Origin of the sequence: Gilliamella sp. B14448G11, from assembly GCF_016101765.1 — a bacterium.
GTDB lineage: Bacteria > Pseudomonadota > Gammaproteobacteria > Enterobacterales > Orbaceae > Gilliamella > Gilliamella apicola_N.
Map to the genome: position 1 here is coordinate 14,501 of NZ_JACFPX010000013.1, position 22,361 is coordinate 36,861.

Annotated in this window: 17 protein-coding genes; 9 read left to right on the forward strand and 8 right to left on the reverse strand. The window is 34.1% G+C overall.

Annotated features, from left to right (window positions below):
• Positions 1–10 precede the first annotated feature (10 nt).
• The 4 genes from H3S88_RS09245 (at position 11) to H3S88_RS09260 (ending at position 7,043) form a co-directional block, all read left to right on the forward strand.
• Entirely contained in the window at positions 11–2,926 is a 2,916-nt protein-coding gene (locus tag H3S88_RS09245) for a type VI secretion system Vgr family protein (protein ID WP_198237270.1), read from the forward strand.
• A gap of 15 nt (positions 2,927–2,941) precedes the next feature.
• Entirely contained in the window at positions 2,942–3,946 is a 1,005-nt protein-coding gene (locus tag H3S88_RS09250) for a hypothetical protein (protein ID WP_198228723.1), read from the forward strand.
• A 143-nt stretch (positions 3,947–4,089) separates the two neighbouring features.
• Positions 4,090–5,097: a hypothetical protein gene (locus tag H3S88_RS09255; RefSeq protein ID WP_198228722.1), complete on the forward strand. Its 1,008-nt coding sequence runs from the start codon at positions 4,090–4,092 to the stop codon at positions 5,095–5,097.
• Positions 5,098–5,510: 413 nt separating this feature from the next.
• Positions 5,511–7,043 (forward strand): tannase/feruloyl esterase family alpha/beta hydrolase, encoded by a 1,533-nt coding sequence (locus H3S88_RS09260; protein ID WP_198228721.1) that lies wholly within the window; start codon positions 5,511–5,513, stop codon positions 7,041–7,043.
• A 282-nt stretch (positions 7,044–7,325) separates the two neighbouring features.
• Here H3S88_RS09260 and H3S88_RS09265 read toward each other — a convergent pair whose 3' ends face one another.
• Positions 7,326–7,868, reverse strand: coding sequence for a DUF4865 family protein (locus H3S88_RS09265; protein ID WP_086327750.1), 543 nt, complete (start codon positions 7,866–7,868; stop codon positions 7,326–7,328).
• Positions 7,869–7,977: 109 nt separating this feature from the next.
• Between H3S88_RS09265 and H3S88_RS09270 the strand changes: the two genes are divergently transcribed.
• Positions 7,978–8,715: a LysR family transcriptional regulator gene (locus H3S88_RS09270; RefSeq protein WP_198228720.1), complete on the forward strand. Its 738-nt coding sequence runs from the start codon at positions 7,978–7,980 to the stop codon at positions 8,713–8,715.
• A gap of 17 nt (positions 8,716–8,732) precedes the next feature.
• Here the strand turns inward: H3S88_RS09270 and H3S88_RS09275 are convergent, their stop codons facing one another.
• Positions 8,733–9,599 (reverse strand): helix-turn-helix transcriptional regulator, encoded by an 867-nt coding sequence (locus tag H3S88_RS09275; RefSeq protein WP_198228719.1) that lies wholly within the window; start codon positions 9,597–9,599, stop codon positions 8,733–8,735.
• A gap of 516 nt (positions 9,600–10,115) precedes the next feature.
• Here H3S88_RS09275 and fsa point away from each other — a divergent pair.
• The 3 genes from fsa to H3S88_RS09290 all read left to right on the forward strand — a co-directional run bounded on the left by fsa (position 10,116) and on the right by H3S88_RS09290 (position 12,377).
• The gene (fsa, locus tag H3S88_RS09280; RefSeq protein WP_086327077.1) at positions 10,116–10,778 is read left to right on the forward strand and encodes a fructose-6-phosphate aldolase; all 663 of its coding nucleotides are present in this window, start codon (positions 10,116–10,118) and stop codon (positions 10,776–10,778) included.
• Positions 10,779–10,973: 195 nt separating this feature from the next.
• The gene (locus H3S88_RS09285; protein ID WP_198228718.1) at positions 10,974–11,771 is read left to right on the forward strand and encodes a siderophore-interacting protein; all 798 of its coding nucleotides are present in this window, start codon (positions 10,974–10,976) and stop codon (positions 11,769–11,771) included.
• Positions 11,772–11,789: 18 nt separating this feature from the next.
• Positions 11,790–12,377, forward strand: coding sequence for an ACP phosphodiesterase (locus H3S88_RS09290; protein ID WP_198228717.1), 588 nt, complete (start codon positions 11,790–11,792; stop codon positions 12,375–12,377).
• Positions 12,378–12,446: 69 nt separating this feature from the next.
• Here H3S88_RS09290 and H3S88_RS09295 read toward each other — a convergent pair whose 3' ends face one another.
• Together H3S88_RS09295 and ilvY are read right to left on the reverse strand one after the other, a co-directional pair.
• Entirely contained in the window at positions 12,447–14,534 is a 2,088-nt protein-coding gene (locus H3S88_RS09295) for a 3-hydroxybutyrate oligomer hydrolase family protein (protein WP_198228716.1), read from the reverse strand.
• Positions 14,535–14,644: 110 nt separating this feature from the next.
• A complete protein-coding gene (gene ilvY, locus H3S88_RS09300; RefSeq protein WP_198228715.1) occupies positions 14,645–15,559 on the reverse strand; it encodes an HTH-type transcriptional activator IlvY in 915 nt (304 codons plus the stop codon).
• A 206-nt stretch (positions 15,560–15,765) separates the two neighbouring features.
• Between ilvY and prfC the strand changes: the two genes are divergently transcribed.
• Complete coding sequence (prfC, locus tag H3S88_RS09305; RefSeq protein ID WP_086308798.1) at positions 15,766–17,358, forward strand: peptide chain release factor 3; 1,593 nt, start codon at positions 15,766–15,768, stop codon at positions 17,356–17,358.
• An 85-nt stretch (positions 17,359–17,443) separates the two neighbouring features.
• Here prfC and H3S88_RS09310 read toward each other — a convergent pair whose 3' ends face one another.
• From H3S88_RS09310 to H3S88_RS09325, 4 genes are read right to left on the reverse strand one after another with little or no spacing between them, the layout of a single operon-like run.
• Entirely contained in the window at positions 17,444–18,745 is a 1,302-nt protein-coding gene (locus H3S88_RS09310) for a hypothetical protein (RefSeq protein WP_198228714.1), read from the reverse strand.
• On the reverse strand, positions 18,735–20,162 hold the full coding sequence (locus H3S88_RS09315) for a glycosyltransferase (RefSeq protein WP_198228713.1): 1,428 nt from the start codon (positions 20,160–20,162) through the stop codon (positions 18,735–18,737). Before H3S88_RS09315 ends, H3S88_RS09310 begins: the two co-directional genes overlap by 11 nt.
• The gene (locus H3S88_RS09320; RefSeq protein ID WP_198228712.1) at positions 20,159–21,100 is read right to left on the reverse strand and encodes a hypothetical protein; all 942 of its coding nucleotides are present in this window, start codon (positions 21,098–21,100) and stop codon (positions 20,159–20,161) included. Before H3S88_RS09320 ends, H3S88_RS09315 begins: the two co-directional genes overlap by 4 nt.
• Positions 21,088–22,278 (reverse strand): YaiO family outer membrane beta-barrel protein, encoded by a 1,191-nt coding sequence (locus H3S88_RS09325; RefSeq protein ID WP_198228711.1) that lies wholly within the window; start codon positions 22,276–22,278, stop codon positions 21,088–21,090. The genes H3S88_RS09320 and H3S88_RS09325 overlap by 13 nt, the downstream gene beginning before the upstream one ends.
• Positions 22,279–22,361: the final 83 nt, after the last annotated feature.

Genomic DNA, 22,361 nt, shown 5'->3' on the forward strand with positions numbered 1-22,361 from the left:
TGCAGTGCACATGAAATATATCGAGGATAACATGGATAAAGGACTAACCAATTTGGTGAATCAATTGGGTAATGGTTTAAGTCGGGGTTTAAAACAAGGTTTGGTTAATGGAGCGGGTCACAATCGCTATACATTAAATATCGACGGTTTACCTGCTGAGGTTTCAATCTTACAGGTTGAGGGTAATGAGCAACTTAACCAGCCTTGGCACTATACGATTACTTTCACCTGCTCGGATAAACAACTATCTGTTGAGTCATTTCTTAATCAAAATGCCCGTTTGAGTTTTAATCCTGCTAATTCTAGCCGTTTAAGCGACTTTGCAACTCAAGGACTTAATGCACTTAATTCCTTAACTTCGGCTAATCCATTAGATGCATTAAAACACTCTGAGCCATTAAAACAGTTAGATAAACTTAAACAATCCAATCCACTCGATTCACTTAATTCTTTAACCCAGTTTAATCCACTTAATCCGTTAAACTCACTATTATCTCAAAGTGGCTCACGCACTCTTTATGGTGGTGTGATAACCCAGTTCAGTCAATTATCAGTCAGTAACGATGAAGCCCGTTATCAGGTTGTCTTATCCTCGCAATTAGCCAAACTGGCATTAAGTCATAACTGTGCTATTTTTCAGAATCAAAGCGTTATCAGTGTGGTTGAAGAGGTCTTGCGTGGTCATGGTTATACCGGGATTGATTATCGTTTAGCACTTAAAGAGCAATACCCTGAACGTGAATTTATCACCCAGTGGCAAGAGAGTGACCTTGAATTTATTCAAAGACTGCTTGCTGATGTGGGGGTCTATTTCCGATTTGAAACGCATGGTGAACACAATTGTGATGTGTTGGTCATCAGTGATTATGAGCAAGGTTATCTGCAGGTGGCTGATATTGTGTACAAACAACCAAGTGGCACACTGGATAACGGCGTTGAAAGTGTCTGGGATATGACCTTGCACAGTCAAATGGTGGAAGCTTCAGTAACAGTACAAGATTATAACTACCGCGATGCGCAGGCCAATTTACTCGGTGAAGTTAACAGCCAAAGGAAAGATAATACCACTTATGGCACCGATTACCATTATGATGAGCACTATAAAGGCTTAAATAGCAATGGTAGTAATACCAATAACAATGATATAAATAATTACAACAGTAATGATGATGAAAACAGTGGTGATATTGATACCGATGACAGTCAAGGCAGTAACGGCAATAGTAATGACAACGACAATAATAGCGATAACACTAACAATAGTAATAGCAATAACAACAGCAGTGATATTAACAGTAATCAAGCTAACACCGGTAATGGTGTTGAAAGTGGTGAATGGTATGCCCGCATTCGCCATGAACACGCCATTAGCCGTCAAATTGTTATCCGGGGTAAAAGCAATCAGGCCAATTTAGCTCCGGGTCAACATATCCGCATCAAAGGCAGTGCGATTGCCGGAATAGATGAGGGGATAATGATATTAACGGTGCAAGGACAGGGAAATCGCAGTGAGGCTTATGAGCTGAGTTTTACTGCTATACCATACCAACCATTAAAACCTTACCGCCCGGAGCCGATTCCTTTTCCGACTATTGACGGCACTTTACCGGCACGGGTAACCAGTCCGAATAATGACACCTATGGTTATATTGATACACAAGGGCGCTATCGAGTTAAATTTAACTTTGATTTAAAAGAGTGGCGAAACGGTGAAGAGAGCTTATGGTTAAGACTGGCTAAACCGTATGCAGGCAGTACCTATGGTTTTCACTTTCCACTGATTGATGGTACAGAAGTTGCGGTAGCGTTTACTAACGGTAATCCGGACCGACCTTATATTGCACATGCGATGCATGACAGTCAACACCCTGACCATGTGACCACCATAAACAAACACCGAAATGTAATTCGTACCCCTGCTAACAACAAACTGCGGATGGATGATAAGCGCGGACAAGAGCACATCAAGTTAGCGACCGAATATGGTAAAACCCAGCTTAACATCGGGCATTTAGTTGACCAAAACAAAGAGCAGCGAGGTGAGGGATTTGAACTGCGCACCGATGAGTGGGGAGCGATTGCTGCCAATAAAGGTTTATATCTGACCAGTCAGACCGAGCCTAAGGCACAGGGTAAACAGCTTGATATGCAAGGTGCCATTACCCAGCTTGAAAATGCGTTATCAATTGCCAAAGCATTGCAAAATGCAGCAACTGCCTCTGAAGCTCATGGTGCGGACACTGACAGTCAAGAGCAACTTAAAGCGACATTAACCCAATTAGCCCAAAGTGGCATTATTGCTTATGCACAAGAGGGCATCGCTTTAACCAGTCCGGAAAACATCCAACTGTCAACATCGAATAGCGTTTCAATGACCAGTGAAAACCAAACTGACATCAATGCGTTAAAAAACATTACCGTCTCATCCGGTGAATCCATCGGTCTATTTGCCCATAAATCAGGAATGAAAGTCTTTGCCAATCAGGGTGATGTTAACGTGCAGGCACAAAATGCCAACCTGAATATGGCTGCTAAGCAAGATATTAAAATAGACAGTGTCGATGGAAAATTAACGGTTACCGCAAGTGAAGAGCTGACGTTAATGTGTGGTGGTTCATACATCAAACTCAGTAGCGCAGGGATTGAACTGGGCACCGCTGATAATGTTTATATAAAAAGTAATGCATTGCAGAAAATGGGGCCGAAAACGATACAAGTTGATTCATTAGCATTACCTGATCTTATAGGTGATTATGCAATTAAATTCATATGTAAAGATGAAACAGGAAAAATTTATGCTAATGAAACTTATATTGCAACATTGCCAGATGGCAGAAAGGTGCAAGGTCAAACTGATAAAAAAGGATATACAAAAGCATTTTATACACAAGATGAAAATGAAACAATCACATTAGAGTTTATTTAAAGGTAAGATAAAATTATGCCGGATAAAACTAAAATAAGTACAACACATGCAGCACAAACAACTAAAATTAATAATGGTAATGTTGCCGTTAAACAAGTTATAGTAAAAAAACCGCCTAAACCATTATTTGTATTATTTGCATATGGGGTTAATAGAAATGGTAGTGGAGATAGAAGTTTCTTATATGCTGCTGAATTTAAAAAAGAACGATTAGAAAAAAAATATCCAAATGCCGAAATTCGAATTATAAAATGGTTTAAGTATCCTTCTCATTTTAAAGCAGAATGGGCTAAATTATATAAAGAGCTAACCAATCCTGAAACAGCTAATAAATATGCACTATGGCAAGTTCACTATTTTGGTCATGGGGGAAACAATTCGCTTTATTTAGAACACGAAGGTGGAATAAAAGGAGCGAATAGTGAAATTTTTTTTAATAAAAGCGATAATATGGCGCGCTTACCTTGGCATCCGGATAAAGGCATTTTTGTTTTACACTCTTGTCGAGGTGGAGCATATGAAGATTCCCACGATCAAACCCTGATTAATGCAAAAATTTGTTTAGCTAATATAATCTCTAAGCAACAAAACACTCGTTGCTTAGGGCAAACTATCTATGCTAATTTTGCTATTGATGTGTTGAAAATTCATCGTTATTCATCATTAAGTGATAGATATAATTATTCTTTTGCACCTGAACTAAAAACAACCGCAGAAGAAGATGCAGAAAGATTTAAATACCGATGCGATCGCTTTACTAATAGATATTATTCTGGTACCCCAATAGATCGAGTTTTGTGGGGATATGCTTTATTGTATGGTAAAACAGAATCAAAAATGATGAAAAATAAAAAAGAGTATGAAGAAGCTATTAAAAAACCTTATCCTATTTACGAAGAAATGAAAAAATTAGATCCAAAAAATCAAATTCTTCCCTGTCGAGTATTTAATAGAGGTGTATTAGAAAAACGCATTGTAGAAGTTGACGTTTTTAATCGCAATGATATGGAGTATATCTAATGAATGACTCTTCCAAAATAACAAAGAGGATACAAAAAAAAACGATAGCTATAGGTATTTTTTTTATTGTCAGTATTGTACTTTTTCATTTTTATAATTCAATAAATTCAGATAATAACTCAATTCAGCAGGACAATATAAGCATGGACTACACTATTTACCGTTCAACCATTCCTGAAAACCAATTATTACGTATAGAAGAGGCTAAAGAGCTATATCGTCGAGCATTCGACAATCAACTATATTATGCTGTCAGAGATCCTGATGAGTTAGTAAAACTTATTAAACATGCTTGGCAGTGGGATAAAAATGCAATGCCCTATTATTATGATCTTCTTCTTTGGCATGACGAATATGATGAAAATGGCAAAAAAGAAGGTAAGATGTCATTTACTGAATTTATGAAAAAATATCGCGATCAGTTGGTTGATAATACCAGCAAACCGCTAGTTGAACCAGTAGTATTTAAAGATCGTAAAATGCTTAGTTATTTATGGGATAAATTTGCTGATTTAAAATATCCAAAATTTGCTTTCCAAAAGGGATGGAGATTTAGTCCGTGTGAAAGTGATAATAATGAGAAATATATTCCATGCTCTAATGAACAATTAGAAGAGAGTATTAAATATTTCAATTATGCTATGGAGGGAGGTTATCACTGTTATGAGGATTTAACAGCACGAATGCTGTTTCAACAAGGCTATCATTATAAAGATAAAGAATTTAAAAAAATTAGTAAATTAACCGAATATCGTAAATCATTAACATCAGAAGATTTAAAACTGGCAATTGATTATGCCGGAATAATGGCTGAGCACAGCTCAATTATTGGTATATTAAGGGTGACTGAAGCCTATTTATATGGTTTAGGGCGTGAGCAAGATCCAGTAAAAGCTTATGCATGGTCACTACTAAGTGATTATGCAAAACAAAAAATTATTGAAATCGATAATAATTTAGCATGGGATTATTATCAGCTTCCCCCAGTTTGGGAATATAATAAGGAAATTCAAACTCGTTTAGAACAAATTCTTACCCCAGCGCAAAAACAAGCCGCTCAAAATGAGTTAGCTGAGTTAAAAACCAAGATTATTGTTTGGGATTACAACGAATGGAAAGAACAAATTGATGATTTTCATCCTAAACCTTAATTTTTTGAAATTTTTTATGGAACATTATAATACGTACTAATGTAAGCCCGATCTGGCTGTCATCTATTTCTTTAAATGATGGTCAGATTAAATAGTTTACTTTTTCTTTCCAAGTCATCTTATCAAATAAATTTTTATTACAATTCTATTAAAGCACATTACAATTTACAACCATCGGAAATATTTATAAATTTTTACAATAATTTAGATATTCAATGTCATGTTTTGAAGGTAATTATCGTTTATGGACATTGTCATTTTTTATTTCTTAAGATTTCGAAGCAAAAAATACGATAGTGTGACATTTGCTGGTAGAAATTAATTATTATTTATGTTGTTATTTATGTAAGTAATGCATAATATTAATCTAAATAGTTTTAGAAAAGATATTTTTTGATGATAGGAATAGAGATATGATGAAATATAGTTTATTGTTTTTATCGGTTTTAAGTTGTCTGGGCGCTTCTGCTTATGCAAAACCACCTTCAATGTGGGATTCAGCCGAAAGCTGCAAAAGATTAAGTGATTTGACGTTAGATAATGCAAAAGTAGTAAATACTGAGTTAATTGAAGGAAATTTTACGCCACTTTCCAATTTAGCTGATACTCTACGGGGCGCTAAAGCAAAAGAAATCGTTGGTTTACCACAGATTTGTCGAGTTGAATTAACTATTGAACCTGCTATTAATGTTGAAGTATGGTTGCCAAGCCAATGGAATCATCGTTTACAATCAATTGGTGGTGGTGGATATGCAGGGTTTATACCATTTGATAAGTTAGCTGTAGCGGCTAAAAATGGTTATGTCACAGCGGCGACCGATACTGGACATGTAGGGAATCTGGTTGATGGTAAATTTGTCTTTAAAGATGGCAAATTACAAACTGATGCGGTAAGAGATTTTGCACATCGTAGTGTACATGAAATGACGATAAAAACTAAACAAATTATTGAATCATATTACGGTCAAGCTGCAGATTATTCATATTGGAATGGTTGTTCTACAGGTGGGCGTCAAGGACTAATGGAAGCGCAATGGTACCCAACTGATTATGATGGTTTATATATTGCAGCACCAGCAATCTATTGGGATAAATTTGTACCTGCAGAAATATGGCCACAAGTTGTAATGCAAGAAGAGTTAGGTAGACCTATTGGAAGTGATAAGCTAGATAAAGTTAGAAAAGCGATCATTGAATTTGCGGATGAAAAAGATGGCATTAAAGATGGAATAATTAATGACCCAACAACATTAGAAATCAGTGATGATCTACTCAATCAAGCAGGCCTAAATAAAGATGAGATTCGAACATTAAGAAAAATCTGGCAAGGTCCAACAGATCAAAATGGAAAGTCTTTATGGTTTAGTATTGAACCATCCGCGCCACTTGATGTATTAGCTGGTAATGAAGGACCTTTTCCTATACCAGTTGATTATTTGAAGTATTGGATTAAACAAGATCCTAATTTTGATTGGAAAAGTTTAGGATATAAAGGTTATGAAAAGTATTTCAATCAATCAGTCAAAATGTTTGCTCCAATAATGGGAACTGATGATACAGATTTAAGTCAGTTCAAAAAATTAGGTGGAAAAATGATTATTTGGCATGGTTTAGATGATCGTTTGATAGCACCAAAAGGATCAATTCAATACTATAACGATGTATTGAAAACCATGGGCGGCAAAGAGTATGTAGATAATTTTGCGAAACTTTATTTAGCACCTGGAGTTGATCATTGTAATGGTGGTGATGGCCCAGATAAAATTAATGGTTTTGAAACATTAGTTAATTGGGTTGAGAAAAAACAAACGCCAACGACTCTAATAGCTAAAAAAATAGAAAATGGTCAGGTCACCATGCAACGACCTTTATGTCAATATCCTCAACAAACACTATATACAGGTAACGGTGATACCAATAATTCTGAAAATTTTGTATGTAAATAATTCAATAACTAGCTAACCTAAATATTGGGTTAGCTAGCTTTTTTTGCTTAAAGCGCACATCATTTTCTTTTTTGTTGAAATTAGCCTTTTATGTGTGTGCAAGTAAGAACTTTTGTTTTTTTTCTCATTAATTATAAACCTTGAGTTTATAATGAAATGGTATAGACTCCTGAATATTTTTTACATGATATAACTGTTACATATTTAAAAATGCATATAATCTATAAATTTTTGAAGTACTTTAAGGCAAAATCAATCTATAAAATTAGCTCTAAAAAATTATCAATAAATCGCTGGTACTGTCCCTTTTGCTAGATACAAAATTTGATAAATATTTTTTTGTTCGCTAACTGGTTTTTTCTTGAAAAAAGTATACGAAGTATATTGCCATTTGTCGGGATTATAGATGACGACATTGCCTATCTGATCTTGGTGTTTAGTTGTTTTGAAACTAAAATTTTTCAGTTTAGCTTGTACAGGTATAGCGTGATGTTCTTCTAATACATATTTACTGAGAAAAAAGTTATCTTCTAATTCAATTTTTGTCGTAATGCCAATATTAATATTTTGCCAGCCAAATGAGTCAATTATATTGTCAAAATAGCCATCAAAAATAAATTTAGTCATGCCGTTAGTGTGATGCCAAACATACAGCGGGCAATAACTATTGGTTAGATTGTCATTGCCTTGTTCTGAGATTAAATAAGCTTTAAAAAGTAAATCTTCAAAGCCATCCATTTTATAACCATTTTGGTTGACGCGATTTTTTATGATCTGCATATCATAATCGGCAGGTAAAAGAATTTTATATTGCATAGCTTGCATTGTTTTTCCTCCTTTTAATTTTATCGTTAGTTTAATAACTTAATTGAGGTTTGAATAATTCTAATTTATGATTGAGTTATCAAAAAAAATGATAGGTTACTGAGCAAAAATGGATTTTAAAGGATTACATATTTTTAAAACGATTTATGATCTTAAAAGTCTTAATAAAGCGGCTAAAGCGTTGAGCTATACACAATCAAATATAACAGCTCATTTAAAAAAGATTGAACATGAATTGCGAGCAACGTTATTTATTCGTGGTTTTGATGGCGTTAGACCTACCGAAAAGGGGGAACAATTTTATCAATTTACTTTGCAGACGTTAGCGCAGTTTTCACAACTCAAACAATCTTTTAAAGGTAAACATTCTACATTATTAATTTCGGAACTTTTATTTCAGTTTCTGGTTATTGAAACGAAAAAATATTGCCTTGAATCCACAGAAATTATTATTAAACGAACCAGTGATATATCTAATGCAATTCATCATCATTATTATGATGAAGTAATTACTTTTGAAAAATTTAAACATCCTGATTATCTTTTAACAAAAACCGAAAATTTACCGATTGCTTTTTTACAAAGTCAATCAGTTGTGGTGTCCGATCTTTTGCCAATATTTATCAATAATGATGAACATTGCCCATTAAGAGCCAAAACACTTGCTTTAAATTATCCATCCGAAAATCTTATTACGGTTGATTCTTTAAGCCAAATATTAAATCTTGTCGAGAAAGGACAAGGTATAGCATTGTTGCCAATTTTTTTAATGAAAGATAAATTCAAAACCATTAATAATCATTGCGACTTTGTTAAATATTATGGTTATCAACATAATGGCGTTTAATTTTTACTAAAATCGCATTATTTTTGAGATAACTTACTGTGATATTGTCGGCGGTATTCGCTAGGTGAACGTTCGGTTTTTTTTCTAAAAATTCGACAAAAATAGTTACTGTCTTTAAAGCCTGAAGCATGGGCGATCTCTTTTACATTTAAATCATAGTTTTTAAGTAATGATTTGGCATATTCTAAACGGATTTGATTCAAATATTCATTCAGTCCAATCTTTCCTTCACGTTGGAAAAGATGTGATAAGTAATTAGGAGAGATGTAGAACATTTTCGCTAAAAAGTCGCGGGTCACATCTTCCCGAAAATGCGTATCAATATACTGGCGAATCGCTTCAAATAAACTGGTGGTTTTTGAGGCGGTTTCGATATCGGCGTTGAGCAAATCAAGCGTACTACTCAGCAAGCTATGAATAAGAAAATAAGCGGTTTGATTTTGTTCTGACGGTTGATTATGCCAAGTAAGTTCTGCAATTGCTTGAATAATAAAGGCACCAATACGAGGCCCACGTCTTGCAATATTGAGTTGACCTTTAGGAATTATCTGCGTGCCATCCCAATGTAATAAACTTAGACCAATTTGTTGTTTGCCAAATAAAATACTCAAAATGGTAACAGGTTTATGCCACAAAGGTTTATTCCAACTATTAGAGGTCACATAGAGAATATCATTGGCATACAGAGTATTACTGATTTGTTCACCTCTATCATTTGCCCATAATATTTCTTGTTGACCATTGATAATGATCTCTATACGAGGAAAATTAACTTGGTAAGCAAGAACAGGGGCGAGTAGAGCATTATTGGCAAAATATATTTTATTGATACTGTTAATCTTGCTTGTAAATTGTCTCAGTATTTGTTCAATAGATAAATCCATAAAAACGCTCCAACTAAATTAATTTATACTTGCCAAAATTTTTTATATAACCAGTGATTAAACTGCATAATTTGGATTGAGCACATGATGCGCAATAAAAAGTAAGTGTATAGTAGGGGAAAGTAACAATTTATTAGATTAATAATGGAAAAATTATCCTGATTCAATCGCTGTTTTACCATTAGTTTTATAGATGAAATAAAACCACAATTTATCATGTTTTATTTCTATTTTATAGTGTTAATGTTTTCACTATTTAATCGAAAATATACACAACATTACAATTAATGACATTTAAAAATATAAACTTAGCATTGTTTTGATATCTATAGTAATTAACTCTCTTATTTTCTGATTATGTGATCAGACTCTCATTTTTATTTACAGCATACAAAAATCCAGTAAATGACAGATTCGTCTTCTAGGTTTTTGCTTAAATATTCTTTATTATCAAACTATTATTTATGTACTACTTTTTTTATATAAAGATTAATTATCCAAGTTAGGGGGTTCAATATGGAACTATATTTAGATACAGCCGATATTGCGGCAATTAAGCGTTTAGCGCCCGTGTTGCCAATTAATGGGGTAACAACCAACCCAAGTATTGTGGCAAAGTCAGGTAAAAACATTTTTGAGTTGTTAGATGAACTGCAAAATGTGTTAGGTCCCGATAAGTTGCTCTTTGCACAAGTGCTGGCAAGTGATGCAAAAGGGATGATTAAAGAAGCCGAACAACTTAGAGAGGTCGTACCGTCAATTGTGACTAAAATTCCCGTTAATGCACAAGGTTTAATGGCTATTAAAGAGTTAACTCAACAGGGAATTACAACGTTAGGAACAGCAGTCTATGGTGCTGGGCAGGGATTTTTGGCAGCACTTGCTGGAGCAAAATATATAGCTCCCTATGTGAATCGTATTGATGCACAAGGTGGCAACAGCAAAGAAACGGTTTTAGAATTACAAAAATTGCTTGATTTGCATTGCCCTGAATCAGTGGTGTTAGCAGCAAGTTTTAGAACGCCAAGACAAGCATTAGATTGTATGTTAGCGGGTTGTAAAGCCATTACCTTGCCAGTCGATGTGGCAGAATTATTTATCTCTGACCCCGCAGTCGATGCGGCAGTAGCTAAGTTTGATCAAGATTGGTGTAGCGCATTTGGTTCATTAAAATATTAATTTTATCTTCTCGGCTATTTTTTAGGTTAAGTAATATTATTATTTGCAGCGGTGAAATCTGTTCCATTAAATTTAAATGGAACAAGTGAGTTTTATTTTCGGACTAAAAAATAGCGTTTTTTTTTGATGTTTTGCTGTATGATAATCCAACATCCAAAGGCAATAATATCCATAAAAAATTTAAGGAGTTAACTAATGACAGATAAACCCAAAAAATCAAAAAAACTTATTGTTAATGCGCTATTAACAGTATTAAAAGTTGAGACGATTTCACCGAGCTTTATACGTGTGCAGTTTAGTAGTTATAAACCGTTTGATGTTGATTCTGCGTGGGTTTGTCCTCATGTTAAATTGCTTTTTCCTGAGCCTATTACAGGTGAAATTTTATTTCCTAAACTAGACGAAGATAATAAGATTGTGGTAAGTGATAAAGTTCGTCAATTGGCGCGCAGTTATAGTGTACGTGAATTTGATAGTGTGACTAATCAGTTGTTTATTGATTTTGCGATTCATGAAAGTGGTTTGGCTACTGTTTGGTCAAGACACGCTAAAGTTGGTGATCAGATCGGTTTGGTCGGTTCTGCCGGTAAACTGTCGTTCACCGATAATTGTTTGGTGTTGATGGGGGATATTTCAGCTGCACCAGCAATCTGTTATACGCTTGAACATTTACCTGAAAAACAAAAAGTTTATGCGTTTATTCTGGTTAATCATCCTAAAGATATTGTGCCACTACCAGATAATGAAAATGTGCAAGTTAATTGGTTAGTTCAAGATAATACAAAACCTAATCAATTGGTCGATGTAGTAATAAATACTGAATTTGCCGAACAGGATAAACTTATGTTTTGGGGCGGAATGGAAAGTTCATTAGCTCAACAATTACGACGAGCATTGAAAGATAAATATACTCAGCTTGCACCAGAAGCGATTCATATTACGAGCTATTGGCGTGAGGGTTTTGCTGAAGGTGAATTTAAACATCGTGACTAATCAATTATACTTGATTTTATGAATATTTTAGCGCATCTACATTTAGCTTCGCTAGCTAGTAGTTCATTAATTGGCAATACGGTAGCGGATTTTGTTAAAGGTGATCCTTATTTAACTTATACTAACGATATTGCTGATGGAATTATGCTACATCGCAAAATTGATAGCATGACCGATAATCTGCCTGAAGTGAAGCAAGCGAAATTATTGTTTCGCCAAACACATCGGCGCGTGGCGTCAATTGCATTGGATATCGTGTGGGATCACTTTTTATCAAAACAGTGGTTGACCTTTGGCGTTATGGGAACTGTTAGCGAATTTAATCAATATACCAAACAGCAAATTCAACCTTTTATTACTCAATATCCTATTGATTATCAAAATTTTATGCAAGCTATGTGGCAAGGTGAGTGGCTAGAAAATTATGCCTCAATTGATTTTGTTGAAAAGGTATTAAATGGTATGGCAAAAAGGAGACCCAAACTCTTTTTATTGAAAGAAAACATCATTGATATTCAGCAAAATTATTCTGAGTTAAAAGCATTATTTGCTGTTTTATATCCTAAAATACGCACATCAGTACTCTTATCCAAATTTACTTTATAAAGATTTTAACTACCGGTATTAAGTCAGTTTAGAAACTTAACCCGATAGTTAAAGATGATTTCTTAATGATTAATTAGGAATAATCAGTTCGCCATTTTCTTTCTTGATGATATTGTTACTGTTAGGCGATTGTAATATAGGTACTAAATTTTGGGCTGTAGCATCGGGTGTAAATGCAATTTTTCCTGCACGGGGCTTAGCATCAATGACTTGGCTTTCTGGTAACGTTGCATTAATGGTCAAATTAGCCCATAACCATTCCATCGCATCTTCACCATAATAATCAATTGAGACGAGCGAATTATCAAATGGAGGTTTTCCTTCTAAATAACTACTATTTTTTACCTCAATGTAACGTAATTGTGAATTGTTACCTTCTACTTGACTGTTTAAGGCCACATAAGCGCGGGAAGTATAATCTGGTAGTTGTTTTACATTGTTGCGACCGTGGATGATAAATGTCTTAATTCCATTTAAATTGGCTGAAGCGATAACTTGTTTCATACCTAACTCAACTCGAGGATCTTTTAATTTGTTATATAAACAAATTGCTCCTTTGCTGTTATAGTCAATTTGATCTTTATTATCGGAACTTGAATAGAAATCTCTTCTTGGCGAATAGATGTCTTTATTATTTACGAGAGCCAACATGGTTGATTCATCTCCTAGCCATATCGGTAGTTGTCCATTTGCCAATCCCCATAGTTTCTGGAAATCTGTCTCTGATAAAGGTTCAACTTTACCCATATAAAGTACAGGATTTTTTTGAGTGCTTGCGACCGAATAATTACACATTTTTTCCGTAACGTCATAATGGCCATAGGCACTAATATATTGATAAGGTAAACCTATTGTTTCTTTAAAATAAAAATAAGGGAGCTGCCTTTCCATTTCTTGAGTCCAGCCATATTGTCGTAATTTTTCAAGTGCTTCTTTTGGAGTTCCATAAATTAATAATTTTGCCTTTTTTAATGCATTACAACGATTTTGTGCATAAGTATAATTATCAGCAAAAGGTATATTGATATCTTTATTATTTCTAATAATCGCTGGAACGGCGCAAGGTATATATAGTGATGCATAAGTACTATATTCCGCTATTGAAAGATATTCAATTTTTGCTGGTGGTTTTTCACCGACTTTTACAGTTACAGGTATTGTTTCAGAGTAAGGTGCGATTTGTGGGTTAACTGCAACAATCCCTTTTATTATATTATTTTTATCTAACTCTCCAGCTTTTAGAGCGGCTCCTCCACCATCAGTTGCACCATAAACCAATACTAACGTATTATCTTTATCAAATATAACCTCTTTAGTAGGAGAAAATTGAGTGTTGATTTGGTAAAAAGCAAACTCAATGGATTTTAAAACAAATTCGCCCCAACGCTCTTCAGAATTCTGTTTTGAGTGCAGTTGTTTTATTGCATAGCGATTAGGGTAGTTTTTTACATAGCGTTTTCTATTTTCTATTTTTGGTTTAAACAGTAAATTGTCTGTTTGTACCTTGCCATTGATCGCATAACCACGTTGATTGGTTATATCATAAATACCATTCCCTAAACCCTTATCATTATAAACGACTGCACAGTTATGACGAAGTCCCCATAGTCCTCGAATTTGTACATCATATGCATTAAATAACCCATCAGAATCAGTTGATGGTACTGCAACAATACATGGTTTATTTTTATCAAAATCCAATGGAATTTGTACTAATAACCCCACACTTTCATCGTTATTTTTAAAGGTTGCTAATATTTCAGTACCTGCTATTTTGCCATCAAACAGCGGTGTAAGATTTTTTCTTTGAAAACCAAAAAGTGATCCTTCTCCTGTCTTGATATCAATAAAACGATTCAATTTTAGTTGTCTAAGTTCTTGTGGGGTTGGTTTGGCAGGGTCAGCAATGGTTGGTTTAATCATGAGTGTTGATAAAGGTGAGAATCCCAAACCTGCTGTTACTAGGTCATCGGTATCACCGTTATAGTAAATCGAACTTTCTATTGTTATTCCGGCTGGATACTGGATGAGATTCATCTCTTCGCGAGATATACTTAATCTTGAATCACTTTTAGCTTGAACTGCAAAAGGAATGATAGCGGTGGTAAAACATATTAACGATACCAATGCTTTTATTTTTATATTTTTAATTCTCATTGTACGTATTTCCTTTCTTAACAACCAAATTATTTTAGATAGAACGATCAAGATATTATTTTGGTTATTTTAAACAAAATAATCTAAATTTTTAACTTGATGAATAAATATTATATTTTATTTTTTTGATTATTGGGTAGATTAAGAACACAAAGTGTCCAAAATGCCGCAATGATCCTTTCGGACAATCGTCTTTTTTGCACGCAAATGCCTACATCAAAGGGTTCCATTAAATTGGTTGACCATTCGGTTATTCGCTCTCTGATTCTTTCAGGACTGTTTTCCATTACAACTTTAGGTAACAATGCTACGCCACATCCTAATGCGACCATAGATACGATTGCTTCGTGCCCAGCTACAGTGGCATAAATTTTTGGACTGGTTATTTTTTGTTGTTTAAACCAAAGATCAATTCGGTGTCGACTTGGTCCATGTTCAGGTAAAATAAAAGGGATATTATGCCAATCAGGCTGTTTTTGATGAAGTTTATCACTAAATGAACTGTTAAGTTTTGGTATTAATAGTACCATTTCAATTTCACCAAATTTTAAGAATTCAACGCTGGCTGGTAACTGTTTAGGTTTACCGGCAATGGCTAAATCAGCAAGGTTTGATTGTACTTTCTCAACGGCATCGGCCGCATCGCCTGTGGAGAGCTTAATTTCAATCTGAGGATAATTTATACGGAATCTATCAAGTATTTCGGGTAGATGGCTATAAGCAGCGGTAACCGAGCAAAAAAGGGTAAGTTCACCGACTAATTGCTGATCTGATTGATCTAAATCTTGTCTTACTTGTTGATGTAGATTCACAACTTGTTGAGCAAAGCGTTTTACTTTTTCACCTTCCGATGTAATTTGTACTTGGCGATTATCTCGAATAAATAGAGTATGGCCAAAATGCTCTTCCATACGTTGGATCTGTCTGGATAACGTTGATGGACTTACGTGCATGGCATCGGCTGTCATTCCAAAATGACAAGTTTCACATAAATGTAAATACAAATTTAGATCACGGATATTCATAACAAGTTCCATTTTTATACTGAAACGTTAGTGTAATCTGAAATTTCTTGTCAAAAAGACAAATAACAGCTAACAATATTTAATGTAAACATTATGCATAGATACACAAATAAGGCAAATAGCATCGTTTATAACTTCAATGGCAAAACAGTTAGATACCTGTTAAAATACGCGATTATTTTGTATAGATTAAAACAGTTAATTTTATGACAGAACAAGCTTATTTAGATGAAGTGAATGCACGTCGCACTTTTGCTATCATCTCGCATCCCGATGCTGGTAAAACAACCATTACTGAAAAAGTACTATTATTTGGACAGGCGATTCAAACAGCGGGTACCGTTAAAGGTCGTGGTGCCAATGCCCAACATGCAAAATCTGACTGGATGGAGATGGAAAAACAGCGTGGTATTTCGATCACCACTTCGGTTATGCAGTTTCCTTATAACAATTGTTTAGTTAACTTACTCGATACTCCTGGGCATGAAGACTTCTCAGAAGATACTTACCGTACTTTAACCGCAGTAGATAGTTGCTTGATGGTTATTGACGCGGCAAAAGGGGTCGAAGATCGTACTCGCAAATTGATGGAAGTTACCCGTTTGCGTACGACGCCAATATTAACCTTTATGAATAAACTTGACCGTGATATTCGTGATCCAATGGAGTTGCTTGATGAAGTTGAAAATGAGCTCAATATCATGTGTGCGCCTATCACATGGCCAATTGGTTGCGGTAAGCTGTTTAAAGGTGTTTATCATTTAGCTAAGGACGAAACGTACTTATATCAATCAGGCAAAGGTCATACCATTCAAGAAGTGCGAATAATTAAAGGCCTAACAAATCCTGATTTAGATGCTGCTGTGGGAGATGATTTAGCACAACAACTGCGTGAAGAATTAGAATTAGTGCAAGGTGCATCAAATGAATTTGATTTAGAAGCGTTCTTATCAGGTGATTTAACCCCAGTGTTTTTTGGTACTGCATTAGGCAATTTTGGCGTTGATCATATGCTGGATGGTTTAACTGCTTGGGCTCCGACTCCGCAACCTCGTCAAACTGATAAACGTCAAGTTGAATCATCAGAAGAGAAATTCAGTGGCTTTGTATTTAAAATCCAAGCCAATATGGATCCAAAACATCGTGACCGTGTGGCATTTATGCGCATTGTTTCGGGTAAATACGAAAAAGGGATGAAGTTGCGTCATGTTCGTTTGGCAAAAGATGTAAATATTTCTGATGCATTAACCTTTATGGCTGGCGATCGGGAGCAAGTTGAAGAAGCTTACGCTGGCGATATTATTGGTTTACACAATCATGGCACAATTCAAATTGGTGATACTTTTACCCAAGGTGAAGATTTTAAATTTACAGGTATTCCTAACTTTGCACCAGAACTGTTCCGTCGCATTCGTTTAAAAGATCCTCTTAAGCAAAAACAGCTATTAAAAGGGCTAGTTCAGTTGTCAGAAGAGGGGGCTGTACAAGTATTTCGCCCAATCACCAACAACGATTTAATTGTCGGAGCGGTTGGGGTACTTCAGTTTGATGTGGTGGTGGCTCGATTGAAATCGGAATATAACGTCGAGGCAATTTATGAGCCAGTTAATGTCACTACAGCGCGTTGGGTTGAGTGCAATGATGTGAAAAAACTTGAAGAGTTCAAACGCAAATGTGAGCAAAATTTAGCATTAGATGGCGGTGATAACCTATCTTATATTGCGCCAAGTATGGTGAATTTGAATTTAACCCAAGAGCGATATCCTGACGTTGAATTTAGAAAGACACGTGAACATTAATCATTTTTTATGAGTACGTGTTTTGTGCTGATAATTAAAGAGCTGGTTTGCCAGCTCTTTTGCTTTGTTTGAAAGGGATTTATAGTTATAAAGTAAGACCATGTAGGGCAATACCATCAAAAAAACGCCATTGAGTTAAGTCATTTTCCAGCAAACTTACCGTTTCAAATAACTTTTCTTCATCCCCCATAAAACTAATTTCATTATTTCCTATTCTTGCTGATAAGTATGAAGAGTTACTGTAAACATCATTATCGCCACGTGGGTTATTTTTATGTTGTAAAATAACATTGTTATCATTGGAGCCGAATTTTTCTACCTCGTCATTAGTCATAATCGGAATGTAAAAACTCTGAACTTCTTCATCAAGTAGACCATTTTCAAGCGCAATAATAATTTTTTTTTCGTTTTGATCCCCCCAAGTTAACCAATCCTTGCTAATATGATAAATGTCTTCGTAATTAGTACGGTAAGCCATAATAATATATTTTGAGATATAGAAGGATTCAATGTTTTTTATAATTTGTTCGTCAATATCTTTATTGAGTAACCAAAAAGGGATAACGACATCAATTTTATCGCCCCATGACTGACTAAGCATTTCTATGGCATTATTCCAAAGTTGCCAAAAATGATTAGCATCTTGATTGTATTCTTTTAACACATAAGGTTCGATATCATATTGAATACCAGCAAGACAAGGTTTGTCTTCACGCATAGAACAGAACTGTTTAATTATTTTATTGCGCCTAATGGCATTTTTTAAACCTGAGCCTATGACCATATCGGGTGAACCTTCTACCGCAAAGATCTTTATCTGATTTTCATAGGCTATATCGAGTAGTTGACTTAACTGTTCTTTAAATTTTATTGTTTCATTTTCAATCGCTAATTGTAGATAGACTTGATTTATCCCTTTCGACTTTATTTTAGTTATAAATTGTTCTGGTGAAGTATTCCAAGTGCGAGTTTCCCAGTTCCACATTCCAAAATTAACTAATTTTTTGGTAACTTGTTGATTATTGGTGACAGTAGATGGGGTAGTTATTGTTTGATTATTAGATAGGGTATTATCATTTTGTATCGAATCAACCATTTCATTCGCAGTGGTGGATTTAACTTCATCGTTGTCATCGTAGCTAAATAAAACAATATTGTTATTTTGTTCTTTTTTGATGGAAATTGAGGTAAACATCCCGTTTTTTGTTTCACTTAAAACTGCTTTTTTTTTATATGGATATGAATCTTCATTCGATTGCTCCCCTAACACATTATGAGTAACGTTTGGAGTTTTACATAAAAAAAGATCAACCGCAAAAGAAGGAGTAATAGTAAAAGCTACTATAAACAATAGGATATATCGTATTGTAATCGTATTATTTGTCAAATTTGACCCTCTCCATTTTTCCCCAAGATATTTTACCTTTTTTTAATCGCAGAAACCCCCTGAGTTTCCAAAACAAACAAATTTGCCGATAACCGAAATTTTCCAATAAAGATATAAAAAAAAGTGATAATAAAAATTTTACTTTATCAAGCCCTTTGAATAATAATCCATCTATGGCAATGGCTACCGAAGTAATAAATATATTGTAACAAATGACTAGCATGAAGTAGGACAGAATTATATTGCCATTAACAATCTGAAGATACCAAAAGAGAGGTAGTAATACGTAACCTAAAAATTCAGACAATGGCCCTATAATATCGGTTAATATTGAAAAGGGCATGATTAAAAAACCAATTCTTCTGTATTTTATATCAAAAGTTAAATTTTGGAAATGAAAAAATGTTTGCAATGCACCGATATGCCAGCGGATACGTTGATTTTGTAAAACCTTCAATTTTTCAGGAACCTGTGTCCAGCAAATGGCTGTAGGGACATATTTAATTTTATAATCAACTTTTGAATCATAAATATATTTATGTAATTTTACTGTAAAATCATAATCTTCACCTACCGAACCGATAGAAAAGCCACCAATGCGAATAGCGAAATCACGACGAAACAAGCCAAAAGCACCTGATATAATTGGTAATGCACTAATGTGATTCCAAGCAACTTTTGCCATTAAAAAAGATCGCATATACTCAATAATTTGCAATTGAACAATGTATTTTTTGGATAACTTAATTTTTTTCACTATACCATTTCTGATCAAACAACTATTAGCAACGCGTACTGTTCCACCAACTGCAATCGTTTTCGGATCGTCAATGAAAGGAACCATCGCATTTGTAAGGGCATCGGGCGCTAAAATTGAATCTGCATCTAAAAGACAAATAATTGGTGAACGACTTAAATTAATCGCAGCGTTATGTGCATCAGCTTTGCCACCATTTACTTTATCGATAACACGTAATCGGCTATCTTTACGCGAAATATAAACTCCTTTTATTTTAGCGTGTGAAAGATAATTTGGATTATTAGAATTGAGATTGTGTAAAGTTTTTTCTAAATTAAAAAATTGATTAATTAACTCAAAAGTATCGTCGGTTGATCCATCATTAACAACTATCACATCTGCATTCGGATATTCTGTAGCAAGTATAGATTTAATACTTTCAATTATGGTTACACTTTCATTGTAAGCCGGCATAATAATCGTAATTGGATGTAGCATACCGTCATTTTTTTGTATGCTTTGTATTTTTCTTTCTTTATGCGGATTATCAAAAAATACGTATAGTGCTATGATAAGTTGTATAAAATAAATGAAAATTTGTAACAGTCCAATAAACATAATAAAAAAAACAGTTGTTTGCATTGAAGCAATTAAAGAGTTGTATACATAACTATTCATAGTGTTGCCCATACCTGATTTCTATAAAAACCGTTATTGATATCAGCCCAATAAACAAATAATTTAGTATCAAAATTAAAATTCTTTGTTATAAGATCCTGAATGCTACATACTTTTTCTTGATAACAAAGTTCATTAATGAAATTTAAAATATAACAACTATGAATGATTCCTGATGCTTTACATTGCAAGCCAAGTAAAGTTTCAAATAATTTTTGCATGTAATCTCGTTGATCTTCTCTGGCAAACATAACATAAGGGGTTATGTAGTTATTGGAAATTTCTCTTAACATGGCAAGTAATCTACTATCGAAATTACTTGATTCTTCATCCATTATTTGTGATTCAAATTGTAATAAGTTATACGATGGAATAAGACGTAAAAAACAAAATAAACCTTTTTGTGGTATTGAATTAAACAGCTTAGTTATGAGTTCAATTAATGATACATTTGGATCACTGACTACTAAGCTTAGTGCTGCAGCGATAGCGACTTCTTGCCGATGGTCTAAACAAGCTTTTTCTAAAGCATTAAATGATTTTTCACATGGGTAATAAGACAACATATTGGCCGCGTCAACACGTTGTTGAACGGTTCCTTTATGTAAGAGTAAACGTAATTTTTTTTGAAACGTTTCTTCTGCAAAAAAAGGTAGTAATTCTTGCACTTCATAGCGCTGTCTTTTGGCAAAAAAAGAGACAATCAGTACAAGTGAACCCGAAGATAATGTTTTATTAACGGTATTTTTAAAAATAATTTTATTATTTTGTTTAATACTTTTGTTGTAAGCGGTAATTAAGGTTAATTTTAATTTATTGAAGTGTCGCCGTTGATTCCTTCTTTTACAGTAAATGATCGATGTTATGATTATCACAATGAAACCGAACAGCACCAAACTACCATTATAGATATTGATATAACGTATTAGAATGTCCATTTTATTCCGCACCCTATAGTTTTTTTGTTATATAATTTACGGTTATGGGTTGTTTCTTTACGATCTTCGTTTGTATAGTTGATATTTATGGTAACGATTTCAGAAATATCATAAGAAAAGCCAATAAAACGAGCAGACGCTTTAATTAATGAACGAGTTAAATTGCTTGATCGATCCGATGTCTCTTGTGAATTGGAATAGCCTGCAAATAAGTGTAGTTTTTCGGTAGGTGAACCCGCTATTTTAACTAAAAAACCACTCATATGTTTGTTATCTTGATCAAAGGTGTTATTCCATTTTCCCGATAATGAAAGTCGTTCACCAAAAAGATATTGGAGTATACCTAGATCGATACTTTTAATATTTCCATCATTGTAATGATCGAACTTCATATCCAAAGTGACATGAAAGGAGTTAACATCATTATTTATTGAATTAAATAAAGTGTAATCGATTCCATTAATTAGTGTGTATTTGGCAAATAATTTATTTGAGGAAGAGACAAATACTGTTAAGTAACCATACGCCTTGTCGTTGAAAGTATGCCAAAGTGTCCCGCCATATTTTTGATCGTTCATATGAAAACGATGTGACTGTGCAAAATAACCCGTAACCGTATCTGTTTTCGATAATTTATAAGATAGAGCCATTTCTATTTCGTTCCAATCAGCATAAGATTTTGATAAATGGCTATGGGTACCTCCTAAATTAAAATCCCAATTATGAATAGAATTTTTTATGGCTTCGATGGTTTTGCTAATTGTTAATAATTGAACATCATTTGGTGATTGTTCTATATATTGATTTAACAATTTTTCCGCTTTATCGGGGGCATCAGGATTTTGCGCTAAAATAACGCTCACCAAACCATATTGTGCATCAACATAGTTAGGAGAAATGGATAAGGCGTTTTGAAATGAGTGTTTGGCTTGGTCTAATTTGCCTAACGCATAATAATTGAAACCTAACTGAACCAAAACATCAGAATTAGTTGGTGATAAATGATTTGCAATTTGCAGTTTTGATAATGCGAGTTCAAAATTCTGAAACTTTTTAGCCTCTATACTTTCTTTCAGTAGTTGATCGGCTTTAATAGCGTTATCAAAATCGTTGTTGTCTGCTATAGCTGTGGAGCTATAAGTTAAAATACTAATAATTAAGACGATTCTATAGAACATATAAATCCTTAATCCATTATATTTTTGTTTGGTATTTTTTATGTATTTAATTTACCAATCACAAAGCTGCTATTCCGATCATA